This is a genomic window from Paenibacillus sp. FSL K6-2862, assembly GCF_038005125.1.
GTDB lineage: Bacteria > Bacillota > Bacilli > Paenibacillales > Paenibacillaceae > Paenibacillus > Paenibacillus illinoisensis_A.
Window position 1 is genome coordinate 2,320,056 of sequence record NZ_JBBOSN010000001.1, and the last position, 15,248, is coordinate 2,335,303.

General features: G+C 49.1%; 12 protein-coding genes. 8 read left to right on the top strand and 4 right to left on the bottom strand.

Going from position 1 to position 15,248, the window contains the following annotated elements:
- Positions 1-23 precede the first annotated feature (23 nt).
- From MHB82_RS10750 to MHB82_RS10775, 6 genes are all read left to right on the top strand, one after another.
- A complete protein-coding gene (locus MHB82_RS10750) occupies positions 24-1,010 on the top strand; it encodes an N-acetylglucosamine kinase (RefSeq protein ID WP_341174648.1) in 987 nt (328 codons plus the stop codon).
- A gap of 65 nt (positions 1,011-1,075) precedes the next feature.
- Entirely contained in the window at positions 1,076-1,513 is a 438-nt protein-coding gene (locus MHB82_RS10755) for a GNAT family N-acetyltransferase (protein WP_095358745.1), read from the top strand.
- A gap of 230 nt (positions 1,514-1,743) precedes the next feature.
- Entirely contained in the window at positions 1,744-2,202 is a 459-nt protein-coding gene (locus tag MHB82_RS10760; RefSeq protein ID WP_127536322.1) for a MarR family winged helix-turn-helix transcriptional regulator, read from the top strand.
- A complete protein-coding gene (locus MHB82_RS10765; protein ID WP_341174649.1) occupies positions 2,199-5,366 on the top strand; it encodes an MMPL family transporter in 3,168 nt (1,055 codons plus the stop codon). The genes MHB82_RS10760 and MHB82_RS10765 overlap by 4 nt, the downstream gene beginning before the upstream one ends.
- 184 nt (positions 5,367-5,550) lie before the next feature.
- Positions 5,551-6,177: a GDSL-type esterase/lipase family protein gene (locus tag MHB82_RS10770; RefSeq protein ID WP_095358742.1), complete on the top strand. Its 627-nt coding sequence runs from the start codon at positions 5,551-5,553 to the stop codon at positions 6,175-6,177.
- A gap of 144 nt (positions 6,178-6,321) precedes the next feature.
- A complete protein-coding gene (locus MHB82_RS10775) occupies positions 6,322-7,377 on the top strand; it encodes a phosphotransferase (protein WP_341174650.1) in 1,056 nt (351 codons plus the stop codon).
- 136 nt (positions 7,378-7,513) lie between these two features.
- On the opposite strand, the gene MHB82_RS10780 is transcribed toward MHB82_RS10775, so the two are convergent.
- The 3 genes from MHB82_RS10780 to MHB82_RS10790 form a co-directional block, all read right to left on the bottom strand.
- Entirely contained in the window at positions 7,514-8,191 is a 678-nt protein-coding gene (locus tag MHB82_RS10780) for a tetratricopeptide repeat protein (RefSeq protein ID WP_176476008.1), read from the bottom strand.
- 17 nt (positions 8,192-8,208) lie between these two features.
- Positions 8,209-10,182: a translation factor GTPase family protein gene (locus MHB82_RS10785; RefSeq protein ID WP_341174651.1), complete on the bottom strand. Its 1,974-nt coding sequence runs from the start codon at positions 10,180-10,182 to the stop codon at positions 8,209-8,211.
- Positions 10,183-10,289: 107 nt separating this feature from the next.
- Positions 10,290-11,159 (bottom strand): AraC family transcriptional regulator, encoded by an 870-nt coding sequence (locus MHB82_RS10790; protein ID WP_095358739.1) that lies wholly within the window; start codon positions 11,157-11,159, stop codon positions 10,290-10,292.
- Between the two features lie 192 nt (positions 11,160-11,351).
- Here MHB82_RS10790 and MHB82_RS10795 point away from each other — a divergent pair, with 192 nt between their 5' ends.
- Complete coding sequence (locus MHB82_RS10795; protein ID WP_341174652.1) at positions 11,352-12,869, top strand: tagaturonate reductase; 1,518 nt, start codon at positions 11,352-11,354, stop codon at positions 12,867-12,869.
- On the top strand, positions 12,866-14,380 hold the full coding sequence (locus MHB82_RS10800) for a UxaA family hydrolase (RefSeq protein WP_341174653.1): 1,515 nt from the start codon (positions 12,866-12,868) through the stop codon (positions 14,378-14,380). Before MHB82_RS10795 ends, MHB82_RS10800 begins: the two co-directional genes overlap by 4 nt.
- Before the next feature lie 173 nt (positions 14,381-14,553).
- Here the strand turns inward: MHB82_RS10800 and MHB82_RS10805 are convergent, their stop codons facing one another.
- Positions 14,554-15,234, bottom strand: coding sequence for an AlkZ-related protein (locus tag MHB82_RS10805; RefSeq protein WP_341174654.1), 681 nt, complete (start codon positions 15,232-15,234; stop codon positions 14,554-14,556).
- Between the last annotated feature and the right edge of the window lie 14 nt (positions 15,235-15,248).

The following is a 15,248-nucleotide window of genomic DNA, read 5'->3' on the forward strand; positions in this document are numbered from 1 at the left end:
TTATCAGAGTATGGGGGATACAGATGAATACATATGTGATAGGTATAGATGGTGGGGGAAGTCATACAAGAGTGGCCGTAGCCGATGGATATGGACAGCTGTTGTCCTATGTGGAAAAGGGAGGTTGTAATCGTTATCACGATTCCAATGCTGAGCAGCATGTGCTCGGTGGCATAGCAGAAGCGCTGGAGCAGGCTGGCATTAAGGGAGAACAGGTGGCTGCGATTCAAGCCGGTATGGCAGGTCTGGACCGGGAAGAAGAATTCGCCTGGGCCGAGGGTGTTCTTGCCAAAACGGGCATCCTTGGGAGGAGAAGTGCGGTAAACGATACACATATTGCTCATACAGCTGCCTTTAATGGTAGGCCTGGAATCGTAGCAATTGGGGGCACCGGGTCTTTGATCCTTGGCAGGACGGAGCAGGAAATCTGGCTCCGAAACGACCAATTTGGGCACTATGCTCCGACGGCAGCGCGTTTTCTGTCATACGATACCGTGCATTCCGTTCTGGCAGGCCGATATGAGCCAGAGGATCATTCCTTAATCGAGCAGATTCTTGCATATTGGGATGTGCGTTCAGTGCCGGAGCTCGCAGCGCTTGGAGCGGCAGGGTTTGCTGATGATAAACAGGCGATGAACCGCAAATTCAGCCAAATGGCACCCTTGGTAACGGAAGCTGCCACTCAGCAAATTCCACTTGCGATGAGGGTATGTGACTCGGCAGCAGATACAGCTGTTGTGGGTATTCTTATCTTGGCAAGCTGTTTTCAATCTAAACAGGTCTCTTATACACTGACTGGAAGCTGCCTGACCTCATCTTATATGAAGGTTGCTGTTCAGAAAGGGTTAGGTCAAAACAATCCATCTACAGGAAAAGAGTTCGATTACATATCCAGCGAATTACCAGCCGTTGGCGGCGCAATATTGGATGCTTTTCAATTGGCTGGTATTCAGGTGAATCAGAGTACTCCCGCAGCGCTTCAGATTCAGTTGCAAGGGTATGGGACTTGAACTTTGACAGGCTAACGACTACAATACGATAACGGAATTAAGCAAGTCATAGGGGGAATATAAGAGTGTTGATTAATCTAAAATCACGCATACAGGAGCCGGAAGTGCAGGAATTGCTGTCCTACTCGGTTTTTCCGGACCCGGAGCAAGTTGGTCATGCGCTGCAACAATATGTGAATAAGGACGAGCTTCTGCTGGATGGATATGAGGATGAGGGACAGTTAGTCGGCTTGGTTGGGTATGAGAAAACGGGGACCAGCGAGATTACCATCCAACATATTGCGGTATTACCGGAGAACCGTTTCAAAAACTATGGCCGTGGCATGATTGCACAGCTGCTGGAGAAGTATAATCCGGACAAGCTCATCGCGGAAACGGACCAGGAAGCTGTAGAATTTTATCGTAATACTGGCTTTGTCGTATACAGCCTGGGTGAGTTATATCCAGGTGTCGAACGATTCCGCTGTGTACTGGAAAAAGACGAGGATGCAATCGAAGAATAGATGATGAATCACCTTAATCATGGTGACCTTTCGTAATGTAACAAAACAAGAAACAGGGCGTGTGACTTGGCCGGGAGCTAAGCCTTACGCCCTGTTTTTTTGTCGTGAAAACACAAAATAACAGGAATAAAGTATTGCTTTGCATTATAGTTTCAATATAGAATAGTTTCATTGAAGAATAGTTCGATAAGTGAACTATATGGACAAAAAGGTCAGAAAGGAGAATAAACATGAATACACCGGATGCCAAAAGTTTGGTGAACCGTTATCTGGATGCATCCTTCCTGGTATCCAAACAGTTTGATACGCGAATACGTGAAAAGGTGGGGCAGACCATGACAACAGACCAGTTCTGTGCTCTTCGTTTGATTGAGGAGAAACCGTCCTGCACACCATCCGATCTGTCAGAGCTCCTCTGCGTCGGGAAAAGCAGCATCACGGCATTGGTTAACAAGCTGGTTGATCGTGATCTGGTCCATCGGGCCGGAGATGAGCGGGATCGCAGAGTGGTCTATCTGACTTTGACAGATACCGGTCGTCAGGTATATCGCGAGACAGAACGGGAAATACAGCAGCTTCTTGAGCCGTACCTGGTCCACTTTAAGCCGGAAGAAGTACAGAATTTTATTGAATCCTTTGAGAAGTTGGCGACCTTGCTTACGAATGAGGGAGGACAGGAGAGCGAATGAGAACGATTCTGAAAGCAAGATGGTGGTTGATGGGGTTATGGGTTGTTGTAGCCGCTGTATTGATGTTCACAGCACCCAACATGAGTGAACTGATTCGGGAAAAAGGACAGTTTTCGGTCCCGGAAGGGTACTCATCCACCCAGGCAGCTGCCATCCTCGATGAAGCTGCTGCACAAAAAGGCGAACAGCAGGGCAGTCAGCTGGCACTTGTATTTTATAACCCAGATGGTTTGGGTACAACCGGCAAACAAGAGGCGGAAAAGGCTGTAAAGCAGCTGGAGTCGAAGAAAGAAGAACTCGGCATTTTGTCCATCTTGGAGCCCTTCTCCCAGCCAGAATTGTCAGACAAAATGATCTCTGCTGATGGAAAGACGATCCTGACGTCTCTTTCTATCGATCAGGGAGATCGTACCGTCAAGGAAATGCGTGAGGATCTGAATGAAACGCTGGACTCGGTCAATGTGGAACACTACATAACCGGTAAAGGATTAATCGATGAAGATACGGTAGAGAGTTCCCAGGAGGGACTCAAGAAATCGGAGTACATTACGGTTGTATTTATTTTGCTCATATTGTTCCTTGTATTCCGTTCGTTTGTAGCTCCATTTGTCCCTCTGCTTACCGTGGGTATCAGCTATATTGTATCGCAGCAAATTGTTGCATTCCTGGTCGATGGGGTGGATTTCCCGATCTCGACCTTTACGCAGATTTTCATGGTTGCCGTTATGTTCGGGATTGGTACCGATTACTGTATCCTGCTCATCAGCCGATTCAAGGAAGAATTGGCCCATCATGAAACGACGTGGGAAGCCATTATTGCAACCTATCGGACAGCAGGCAAAACGGTATTCTTCTCTGCTCTTGCCGTGCTGGTTGGTTTTGTAGCCATCGGTTTTGCGCAGTTTATGCTGTACCGTTCCGCAGTGGCAGTCGCAGTCGGCATTGCCGTAATGATGCTCGCGCTGGTTACCATTGTTCCGTTCTTCATGGCGGTGCTGGGCAAGAAGCTGTTCTGGCCTTCCAAAGGTTCACTTGAACATGCGGAGAGCAAGATCTATGGAGCAGCGGGCCGCTTCTCTCTAAAACGTCCATGGGCTGCGCTGCTTATCGTTGCAGCTGTCTGTGTGCCGCTTCTGGCTACTTACGATGGTAAACTGTCGTTTAACAGCTTGGATGAGATTGGTGAGAAGTATGATTCGGTAAAAGCGTTCAACATTATCTCCGACAGCTTCGGTCCAGGGGAATCCCTGCCGGGTCAGATTGTTATTCAAAACGACGAAGCCATGGACAATGCCAAATATATGGCTGTAGCCGAGAAAATCAGTCGTGAAGTGGAGAAGGTTCCAGGAATCTCCGGGGTACGCAGCATGACAAGGCCGACTGGTGACGAGATCAAGGATTTCGAAGTGACCCAACAAGTGGGAACCTTGTCGGACGGACTCGGGGAAGGGAAGACGGGTCTGGATAAAATCCGTGATGGTCTGAGTGAGGCGAGCAGTCAATTAAGCAAAAATGAACCCCAGATCAAAGAAGCTGCAAATGGTGCGGGAGAACTGAGCAAAGGTACATCCCAGCTGCAATCGGGAATTAGCCAGTTGTCCGAAGGCCTTCAGCAGATTGAGCAAGGAATTCGTGACGGCTCGGCCGGTGCTGGTGATTTGCAAGCAGGGCTGCAGCAGGCGAAAACAAGTGCTGACCAGCTGGCTCAGGCGAGTAATCAATTGCTTGAAGCTTACCGTCAGGCTGGAGCAGGCGTAGCTGCGCTTGGCGAGGGTACCGGGGAGATTCAGCAGCAGCTCACAGGCATATCTGTGGCGCTGACCAGTCTGAATGAATCATTTGCATCGCTTGAAGAAAGATACCCTGACCTGCTGCAGGACGCAGACTATCTGCGGGTCAAAGGTACACTTGGTGAAACGGGAACAGGCACAGCCCAGCTTGCCCAGGCACTGGGACAGATTCAAAGCAATCTGAGTCAAGCTGCTGCAGGGATCAACCAGGCTAACGAAGGCTTCGCTTCCGCTGCATCTGGACAACAGGCTCTGGCTAGTGGGCTGGGTCAGATTGTAACCGGAATAGGACAGCTTGAAGCCGGACTCAAGCAGGCGGCGGATGGTCAAGGTAAAGTGATCAGCGAGATTCCTTCCATCCAGGATGGACTCAGCCAGCTTCAGGGTGGTCAGGAGAAAATGAGGCAAGGCTTCTCGGACCTGAGTGGTCAGCTGAACCAATTAACGGATGGTTTAAATCAAAGTGTGGATGGAATCGCGCAGGTGTCCGGTGGTCTTGATTCCGCACAGGATTATTTGATACAGCTGCAGAATTCACCGGATTCCGATCTGGCCGGCTGGTATGTACCTGAAGAAGCATTGAGCAACAAAGACTTCGCACAGGTATTCGATACGTATCTGTCCCAGGATCGGAAGACCATGACGATAGATGTTATTTTCGCTGAAAATCCGTATGGTATAGAAGCGATTGATCGCGTACCGGATATCGAAGCTGCGGTTCACCGTGCTGTACAGGGTAGTGCGCTGGAAAAAGCAGACATTGCTGTCGGCGGGGTAACCAGCACGTTCGCCGATTTACAGGAGATCTCCAACAACGACTACACACGCACGGTGATGCTCATGCTTGCAGGCACATTTATCGTTCTTGTCCTGCTTCTGAGATCCGTGATCATGCCGATATATTTGATCGTGTCCCTGTTGCTGGCCTATTTCACATCCATGGCTCTAACCGAGGCGATATTCGTGAATATCCTTGGTTTTGCGGGCATCAGCTGGGTTACGCCTTTCTTCGGATTCGTAATGCTGATTGCGCTTGGTGTGGATTACAGTATCTTCCTGATGGATCGATTCAATGAAAATAAAGGCATGAGAGTTCAGGATGCGATGCTGTATGCCATGAAAAACATGGGTACGGTCATTCTGTCGGCAGCCGTTATTCTGAGCGGAACTTTTGCTGCCATGTATCCATCCGGAGTTCTCTCCATGATGCAGATTGCTACCGTTGTTCTTAGTGGTTTGGTTCTGTATTCATTGTTGTTCCTGCCGTTCTTCGTGCCTGTCATGGTGAAGATGTTCGGCCGGGCCAACTGGTGGCCTTTCCCTAATAAGGATCAGAAGGATTCGGCGGATTCGGACCGTACGTTGAGCATGTAGTTGAAATCTTATAATGCCCCTACGAAATATGAATATTTTCGTAGGGGCTTTTCATTTTGAGGAAATATGTGCATGTCGTAAAAAATAAAGGTAAGCGCCTACGGACACCATCCCGCGCCTTGTCTTCGGTTCTTTCATATAGATATAGCAGTCAGTCATAAGTTAGCAGAGAGGGGCGACGGTGATGGTATATCGATATGCGGCCATTGGAGACTCGTTAACGGTAGGCACAGGCGCGCTGCTGGGCACCGGCTTTGTTCCTTTGTATCGCAGAATGGCAGAAATGAATGTTCGCACATTTGTCTCGATGGATAATATGGGGGTCAACGGATTAACCTCAGGTGAACTGATGCAAATGGTATCCTCCAACACGAGGGTAAGACAGTCTCTGCGCGAAGCAGACATCATTACAATATCCATTGGCGGAAATGATCTCATTCGCACATTCAAGGCGAGCGGAGCTATGCCAAGCGCAAGTAAAATGACACAGGTGCTTGGAGATACCCGCAGTAACGTTTCACAGATCATGAGACATATTCGTCAGTTAAAAGGTAACAGTGCCTATTTGGTCCGAACGATCGGATTGTACAACCCGTATCCTCAAGCCGCAGAGGCAGCGTATTGGGTTCGTCAGTATAATTCCTTTCTGAATGGTGCAGGGTCGGGGAACTACGCCTGTGCTCAAGTATACGACCGTTTTGAAGGGCATGAACGGGAATTGTTATTCTGGGATCGTGTTCATCCCAATGCAAGAGGGTATCGTGTTATTGCGGACCAACTGAATCGTATGGGGTATAGACCTTTTAACTGAAGAACTCATTAGGACATTACGATATGGCTGTGGGTATACCTGATTCGGACTGGACCCGCATATGGGCATACGTTAAGATGGGGAGAATAAGGGATTATATCTTGTCGATCCATATAGATATTACAGTTGAAGGAGTATTAATCGGTGCACAACATTCATTTACGTCCTCATGAGGATCTGGAACAGCAGCTGATACAGGAAGTGATATCCGCAATTCTGCCTCAATCCTGCTGGGAAGCGGTACGCGGATACGGCGGGATGAACAACACAACGTATATGCTTAAACTGGATGGTGAGCGTTATGTTCTCAGAGTGTACGAAACACATACGGATCTTGTGAAAGTTGCTTTTGAGCACCATGTGTTATCGGCACTGAGAGAATCGGACTTCGGACTTATGGTACCAGCTCCAGTCAAAGCCATAAAGGGGGATGGGCACACGTTCCATTCCATTTACGATCCGAGGAATGAACAGTACAAAATCGCAGCCCTCTTTACGTATAATACGGGCAAGAATCCGGTGTGGAATAGGCCAGATCAGCTTGTTGAACTGGGACATGCGGCGGGTTTGCTGTCTGGTGCTCTGTCAAGACTGGAAATATCACTTGAACCTGTATACCCGCCTTATTATCAAATTCAACAGGCGTATCCACTCTGTCCGCCGGAAAAATTAATACAGCTATGTATGTCTCCACCTAGCGAACTCCAGGCGTGCGCAGAAGAAATGCAGGATCTGCTGCCTGTGCTTCCAGCTTTGTTCGAGGCTCTAAACGGGATGGAACGTCTGCCTCATCAACTGGTTCACGGAGATGTGAATGCATCAAACGTCTTGTCGGATGACGATGGCCGAATCTGTGCCATTCTGGATTTTGAGTTTGCCACATGGGATCTGCGGGTCATGGAGCTGGCTGTTCCCATGTCGGACCTGCTAACTATGGACAAGAGTGATGAATGGATGTGGGAAGCGCTTGAAGGACTGATCCGAGGATTTCGGAAACAGGTGATTCTGGAGCCGGATGAACTGCTGGCTATTCCGCAGCTTATTCTGCTGCGCAGTCTCGATGTGGTTATGCATTTTATCAGCCGCATGTTCGAAGGAACGGATGAACCTGAAGTTGCCGTTAACCAGATCATTAAGCTACGCGAGCGGATCCTCTGGATGAATCACAATGAAGAGCGTTTACGCAAATTATTAATGTGAACAAGCGTCTTTTAGTCTTTGGCATCAAAAACAAAAGAACGCCGATTTCTGTTTTGAAACAGATCGGCGTTCTTTTAGTTATGGCATTTGACTCTACCTGAGCGTATGCCGAACACTTGTCGACATACCGGGTTGCCTACAATCCGCGCTTGCGGAACCAACTGCGGACAGCCCACCGGCGTTCCTGGCGCTTCTTGTATTTTGGCAGGGAGCGGTAGACGTTCAGGGATTGCTCATAGGCATGCTTGGCATCTGCGGTACGTTCCAGCGAACGGTAGACGGAACCCAGCAAATAATAGGCTTCACTCGAGGATGAGTGGATATCCTGAAATTGATGTACATATGTCAATGCCTTGTCTCGATCTGACTCCTTAAAGGCATTGGCTAAGGTTAGATAGGGCTGACCATACTTAACTCTTGGATTGATGTCGAGAGCCTGCAGGATATGCCGCTCACCTGCTTCCATGTGACCAAGGTGAAGTTCTGTCGTTCCCAATGCCTCCCAGTATTCGGCAGATTGCTCATAGGGACGTTCAAGCTCCAAAAGCAATTCATAAGCTTCGTTATAACGTTTACGTTCGATCAGAAGTCTGGCCAGGTCAAGCTTGGAAGAGACTTCATTGGGACTCATCGCAATCTGCTGACGCAGCCGTGAGATCGTACGCATACGTTTGATCGGTTTCATGAAACTGGGGAACACCCCGACATAGCGACGATCCAGGAAATACAGAATAATGAGAAGAATCAGAACAGCCAAAAACGGATTGCCAACAATCCGCCATAGAAGGCCGAATATCAAAAATTTAATCAGCACAACAAGTTCAACTCCGTTTATGATGTTATCGCATTTCGAACACTCAAAATATATTTGGATTGATCCAGCGGATTCACACCCCTGCGCTTGCGCATCGGCTTCACATCCGGAGGGCAATCCTGATATCCGGCAAAAGAGGTGACAAGTACACCCCGTCCCCCGGTTTCAGAGCGGAGCTTCACCGGATAATCCATGGAAGAGGCTAGCGGAATCTGCCCTTCCACAATACATCTCCCGCCGCCAATAACAGGCGCTTCGAACGTTGCGCGCATATGCACAAGATCGCTTAGAGCCTTGCCTCCGTATTCTTCCGGTACCGTCAAGCGGAATTGCAGAAGCGGCTCCAGCAGTTTCGTTCCTGTACGAGCCAGCCCATCCATGATTCCCATCGGTGTAGCAACGACAAAGTCCAGCGGATGCGTATGCCAGACATGATGCTCTCCTTCGACAAGTGTTACTTTCAGATCGGTGACTTCCCAGCCGAACATGCCTTGAGACAGGGCCTCTGGTATACGGCGCTGTACTTCATTTTGATACCGCAGCAGCAGTTGGTCTGTTCGAACGGTGGATTCATAGATCAGACCGCTTCCGCGAGGCAGCGGCTCCATTTGGAAGCGAAGAATGGCCCAGCAGGGTTTAGGCATCGTATAAGCGATGAACCCTTCACCTGGAGCGTTTAACGTTTCTTTGTAAATGACAGAAGGCGGGTCAAAAACAACTTCCAGTCCAAAACGACTGCTTAACAAGCTCGACAGGATCTCAAGCTGAATGGTTCCCATGACTTTGAGGTGCAATTCCCGATCTTCTGGAAGCCATTGCAGGTCAAGCAGCGGGTCTTCATCGGTTAATTCTTGCAATGCAGCAACAAGGTCGGGGTAGCGTGCCGGATCCTGGCCGTGTACCTGTACTGTCAGCAAAGGCACCGCCATATGGGGCATGGGAGGAACGGCGTCTGGACTTCCTATAATGTCACCTACATGCGTCTCGCTCAGACCGTAAAGAGCGGCGATCTGCCCGCTGTGTACTGCTCCGGTATCTGACCATTTGCGACCATCCATCTGGCGGATTTGAGTCACTTTTTCTTCCAGTCCCCTGGTCGTGTTATAGATCGTGTCCCGGTTGTGAATGCTGCCTCCGTACATGCGTACGTAAGCTGTTCGTCCCATTGTTTTGTTTCGTTCAATTTTGAATACAACCCCCGAGACCGCAGAATCTACTGTGATTGCAGGAGGTGGGAGGAACCAGGTAACCGAATCAAGCAGTTCGGATACCCCAATACCTTTCCCCGACGCACCAAAACAAACCGGGAATATCTCGCCTTGATGCACCAGCTTGCGGAATGTTGAATCAATCTGCTCTGATGGCAGAGGGACTTCATTAATGTAGGATTCCATGATCGCTTCATCCAGCTCTGCAATCATCTCGAAGAGTCCGGGAATCGTTTGCTGATGCGCCTGATCACGCCATAAGGAATGAACTCCGATGAATGAATCCTCATCCATGACGCAGGATTGTACCGGGCATGCGAATGGTGAGAACGTGGAGTGAACCTGTTCCATAATGGCTGCTGCTGATGCGCCAATCCGGTCCATTTTATTGATATAAATAATCGTGGGGATGCGAAGGGATCTCAGAGCGTGCCAGATGGTCTCACTCTGGGACTGAATCCCTTCCACAGCTGACAAAATGAGAATGGCACCGTCCATTACACGCAGGGAACGTTCCACTTCCGAGCTAAAATCGATATGTCCCGGGGTATCGACGAGGTCGATCACGGTATTGTTCCATGTAAGGGAGGTCATGGCTGCCTGTACGGAAATTCCGCGTTCTCTCTCAATGTCCAGGGAGTCCGTAGCTGCCGTACCGTCATCTACCCGGCCGGGGCTGCGAACAATGCCGCCATGATATAACATATGTTCTGTTGTGGTTGTTTTGCCTGCATCTACGTGAGCAAAGATACCGATATTTCGGCGATTGAATTCGTTATGCATGGGATCTAAAGCTCCTCTGACCGAAGAAACGTATCGTTTCTGACATTGTTATTCCGTATTATCATACCACAAGGGCCGTATGGAAGAATATGTTACACTTTTGCAAATCAACCATTCATCGTTCTGCGGTAAGCCGCAGGCGTGGTGCCTGTAATTTTTTTGAATTGCCGATAAAAATGGGGTAGGCTCTCAAAGCCGCAGGCATCCGCTACAGATGCCATGGTGTCATCGCTCCGAAGCAGATGCTCCTTCGCCATGATCACCCGGCGGGCTAGAGCGTAGTCGGTTAGGGTCATGCCAGTATACTTTTTGAACGCTCTGCTGAAATGAGCAGGAGAAACTGCAGCCTGCAGAGCGAGCTCGGACAGGGAAAGTCCGCTGCGCAATTTATCGTCAATATTGGACAGCGTGGCTGACAGCCAGCTCGGACCGGAATTGGAATGAACAGAGCGCGCAGGGCCGGCGTCCTCGAGACGCTCAAGAAATATGAGCAGCAATTGAAGCCGAAGCAGGGCTGCATGGGCGCTCAGCTGATTTTCCATCTGGAATTCGGCATGGATTTCTTCAATAAACGCAGTCACTTTGGCTTGTTCCTCCGGCGTCAGGTGTCTTTTATAAACCCTGCGTCTGCGGCATCGTTCGAACAGGGAGAGCAGGGCTGAAGCACTTCCTCCTGCAGCCGCAGTCAGTAATCCGGGACTGAAAAACAGAGCTGAAGAGGTTACAGGATTAATCTCGTCCGGCAAAGCCCGGTGTACTGTACTGCCAGGAATGATGAATAAATCCCCGGTCTGCATGTCTTCAAGACCCGTATCGATAAAAATGGTCCCTTGACCGCGATATACGTAAATGATTTCATGCCAATCATGCAGATGATCCGGCAGTTCATTGTGGGGAGCTTTCGTATCTGCATAGACCAGTCGAAAGGGAATGCCTGATTCTGACTGGATGGTTGTGCGAACGGGCGAGCGTGCCATAAGGACTCCTTTCTAAAGCTAGTTCATACACGGGGGAACACGCCTGGTCATGAAAGAGTATATTTAACGCAATATAAGCAATTTAATTTCCTTTTTTTGATGATACAATGAATTTAAAGCGTTTTCAATTGATGAGTATAACAGATGAAATCGGATTCGGATGATCACAAATAAATGATGAGGTGAGTGTGCATGTCGGCGAGCACCAAACGACCAAGACTGAAGCTGAATCTGTTGGGAAACGACGGGCAGCGAAAGTGCAAGGAAATTATGGATCGTCCCGTAAAGGTTCTGCAGATTGGAGAAGGTAACTTTTTGCGGGGATTTGTGGACTGGATGCTTCATGAGAGTGCTAGACAAGGCAAATTCCATGGCAGTGTGGTGGTTACCCAGCCAAGGCCAGGGGGCAAGGCGAAGCTGGAGCAGATCCGGGATCAGGATGGATTGTATACGATGATTACCCGAGGTCTTTCTCAAGGTAAAGCCGTGGAGCGCACCGAGATGATTTCGATCTTTTCCCAGTGCATGAATCCTTATGAAGAATGGCAGGCCTTTTTGGAACTGGCCGAGCTTCCTTCACTGGAGTTTGTTATCTCCAATACGACGGAGTCGGGATTAAAATATATTCAGTCGGATTACGTGGAAGGAGAGCCTGTTTCTTCATTTCCAGGCAAGCTGACCGTGTTTCTCCATCAACGTTATGTACGGTTTGAGGGTGATCCTTCGAGAGGATTGATTCATCTGCCATGTGAACTGCTCGAAGGGAATGGTGATGTACTTCGCAGCTGCGTATTGCGTCACAGTGAGGACTTTGGCTATTCGGATGCATTCCGTGATTGGATTAAAGACCATAACCTGTTCCTGAACAATTTGGTTGACCGGATTGTAACGGGTGCGCCAGCTGAGGAAGAAGCCGACACATTGGCAGGGCGCTGGGGTTATGAGGATCAACTGATTAACACGGCAGAGCCTTATCATTTCTGGGCCATCCAGGCTGATGAGGGACTGGACAAGAAACTGCCGCTGAAGCAGGCTGGACTCAATGTTCACTGGGTCAAAGATCTGAAGCCTTATCAGGTGCGAAAAGTTCGTATTTTGAATGGCGCACATACCTTGATGTCCTCTCTTGGCATTCTTCAAGGCAAGCAGTATGTGAGGGAAACGATGGAGGATCCCGAATTTGGACCATGGATCAGGGAAGCCGTGCATCAGGAAATTGTGCCTGCGCTGGATATGCCGGATCATCAACTTGACCAGTACGCTGAAGAGGTATTCGAACGATTCCTGAATCCCTATATCAATCATAAGCTTCAAGATATTGCGTTAAATACCATTGGCAAATTCAAGGTGCGTGTTCTGCCTACCTTATTGTCTTATGAACAAACTCAGAACAGCTGGCCGACACGCCTGGTTCGGGGATTTGCCGGACTGTTGTTATTGTACCGCCCGGTGAATACGTTAGACGGATACCATGGGCATCGTTTCAACGGTGAATCTGTTGTGCTGAGGGACGACCCGGATGTTCTTGCAGCCTTAACTGCACATTGGGAGAGCTATGATTCACTCCGTAGGGACCGGCAGCAGTTGAACGACAGGCTGTCTGCCGTATTGGCGGATTCAACCATTTGGGGAGAGAATCTGAATGAGCGAAGAGGACTGCGCGAAGCGCTTCTTGATGAGATCGTTCTACTGGAAGGTGAGACGGAATGAATACAACAAGTACAACGCATGACTGGATTGCCATACAGCCGCAGGATGATGTGATCATAGCTCTTCGTGATTACACAAAGGGAGAAACAGTCAACCTCCCTGACGGGGTTTCATTTACACTGCTTGATGATGTTCCCAAAGGGCATAAGATCGCTGTACATGGAATTGAACCAGGTGATGATGTCCTGAAATATGGTTTCTCCATCGGTATTGCCAAGGAACGGATTGAACAAGGGAACTGGATTCATAGCCATAATCTGAAAACAGGGCTGCATGGCTTGCTGGAATATGAATATCAGCCTGGTGCATCCGTTCAAGCCGATATGCCCCCGGAACATTTACGGACATTTGAAGGCTATTTGCGCCCTAATGGAGAGGCAGGCATACGCAATGAAATATGGATCGTTAATACGGTAGGATGCATCAATAAGGTATGCGAGGCACTGGCACGTATGGGGCAATCACAGTTCGGCAGCAGGGTGGACGGCGTGTACCATTTCCCTCATCCATTCGGCTGCTCGCAGCTTGGCGATGATCTGAAGTATACCCAGCAGCTGCTGGCTTCCCTCGTCGAACATCCGAACGCAGGCGGTGTATTGGTTATCGGATTGGGCTGTGAAAATAATCAGGTCGACCAGTTCCGCGAATGCATCGCACCAGAGTATCAGGGGAAGGTCCGTTTTCTCAAGGCACAGGAAGCAGATGATGAACTTGAAGAGGGTTTGCGCCTGATGGAAGAGCTGGTGGAGATTGCCGAGCTGGAACAGCGCCAGCCGCTTCCGCTTAGCAAGCTCAAAATCGGATTGAAGTGTGGCGGTTCAGATGGTTTATCCGGCATCACTGCCAATCCGCTAGTGGGCTCCGTTGCCGATATGCTGGTAGCTGCAGGAGGGACGGCCATTCTTACCGAAGTGCCAGAGATGTTCGGGGCAGAAACCATTCTAATGAATCGGGCTGCAAATGAACAGGTTTTCGGTGATTTGGTGGATTTGATTAACGGATTCAAGCAGTACTTTGTAAACCATGGTCAGAACATATATGAGAATCCTTCCCCTGGTAACAAAGCTGGTGGCATAACGACACTTGAAGAGAAATCATTGGGTTGTACTCAAAAAGGCGGTCGTTCTTCCGTCGTTGATGTGCTTCGTTATGGAAAACGTGTAACCCAAACCGGCTTGAACATTGTAGAGGCGCCCGGTAATGACTTGGTGTCGGTCACGGCATTGTCAGCTGCAGGTGCTCACATTGTACTGTTTACTACAGGAAGGGGGACCCCATTCGGAGGTCCGGTACCAACGGTCAAGATTGCAACGCAATCGGATCTGGCGAATCGAAAAAAACACTGGATCGACTTCAACGCAGGTCAACTGCTCGAAGGACGGACGATGGATGACGTAAAAGTTCAGCTCTTCAGCCAGTTGATTGACATTGCCTCAGGACGTACTCAGACACTCAGTGAGCAGCATGGGTTTAGGGAAATTGCCATATTCAAAGATGGTGTAATCCTATAGGTTACACATTCCTTGATTCCTCGGCATAGCATATCTAAATTAACTTATTAAAAACCCCGGTAGCCAATGGTGATTTGGCCTCCGGGGTTTTCGTTGTGTCCAGATATGAATAATCGACATTTTAAATGGCCTGTTTCTATTGTCGAAGTGTATCTTAAGTGCAAGATGTCGGTTTAAACGATGCCAAACGCCTTTTTGATTTTTACCAGTCCAGCCTCAGTTGTGTGTCCAACGAGTTTGTCCAGTAAAAGGTCACGTGCTTCTGTGATGCTGCCGTTAAAAGGTTCGATACCCTGACGGCTCATCCAGTGACCTGCCGTCTCATAAGAAGAACTGTTCCAGGCCACCTTGCCGTCTGCGAGACCTTCCTTTTCCTTGGTCCCGCTAATGACAATGGCTGTACTGCTCTGAAGATCCAATAGCCCTTGATCGAATGCCTTCTTATCTTCCTTGGCGCCAAATCCATCCTGTGCACGTAATGCCCGTCCATCAATGCCTTCCTGATCCTCGATTCGCTCATAGAGCTTGAATGCGTCACGGGAGAGCAGGCCGGCATCATATTGCTCCTGTATGGTTCTGCTGTCAAATAGCAACCGGTGCACCCAAGGGAAACATTCACGGGAGATGAGGATGGCTTTCTTTTTGACAAATTTGCCGTATGCAGCAGTGCCTTCTTCAGCCAGGCGTGAACGCCACAGCCAGGGATCGAGAGGAGAATCGGTATGCCAATTTTCCGATGGCGTTAACGAAGACAGCGAAGGAAAGTCCGGAAATAACGGTGCGAGTGGAAGCAATCCCGCAGTGTGTATACGCTGGACAGCTTCCTCATAGGTTACAATCGGCTCGGTAATCATGGTTAAGGCATCTC

Excerpts from the sequence above, each read along its gene's own strand:
- MHB82_RS10800 (WP_341174653.1), top strand. The coding sequence starts at position 12,866 with ATGAATACAACAAGTACAACGCATGACTGGATTGCCATACAGCCGCAG.
- MHB82_RS10765 (WP_341174649.1), top strand. The coding sequence starts at position 2,199 with ATGAGAACGATTCTGAAAGCAAGATGGTGGTTGATGGGGTTATGGGTT.
- MHB82_RS10795 (WP_341174652.1), top strand. The coding sequence starts at position 11,352 with ATGTCGGCGAGCACCAAACGACCAAGACTGAAGCTGAATCTGTTGGGA.
- MHB82_RS10750 (WP_341174648.1), top strand. The coding sequence starts at position 24 with ATGAATACATATGTGATAGGTATAGATGGTGGGGGAAGTCATACAAGA.
- MHB82_RS10790 (WP_095358739.1), bottom strand. The coding sequence starts at position 11,159 with ATGGCACGCTCGCCCGTTCGCACAACCATCCAGTCAGAATCAGGCATT.
- MHB82_RS10805 (WP_341174654.1), bottom strand. The coding sequence starts at position 15,234 with ATGATTACCGAGCCGATTGTAACCTATGAGGAAGCTGTCCAGCGTATA.
- MHB82_RS10760 (WP_127536322.1), top strand. The coding sequence starts at position 1,744 with ATGAATACACCGGATGCCAAAAGTTTGGTGAACCGTTATCTGGATGCA.
- MHB82_RS10785 (WP_341174651.1), bottom strand. The coding sequence starts at position 10,182 with ATGCATAACGAATTCAATCGCCGAAATATCGGTATCTTTGCTCACGTA.
- MHB82_RS10770 (WP_095358742.1), top strand. The coding sequence starts at position 5,551 with ATGGTATATCGATATGCGGCCATTGGAGACTCGTTAACGGTAGGCACA.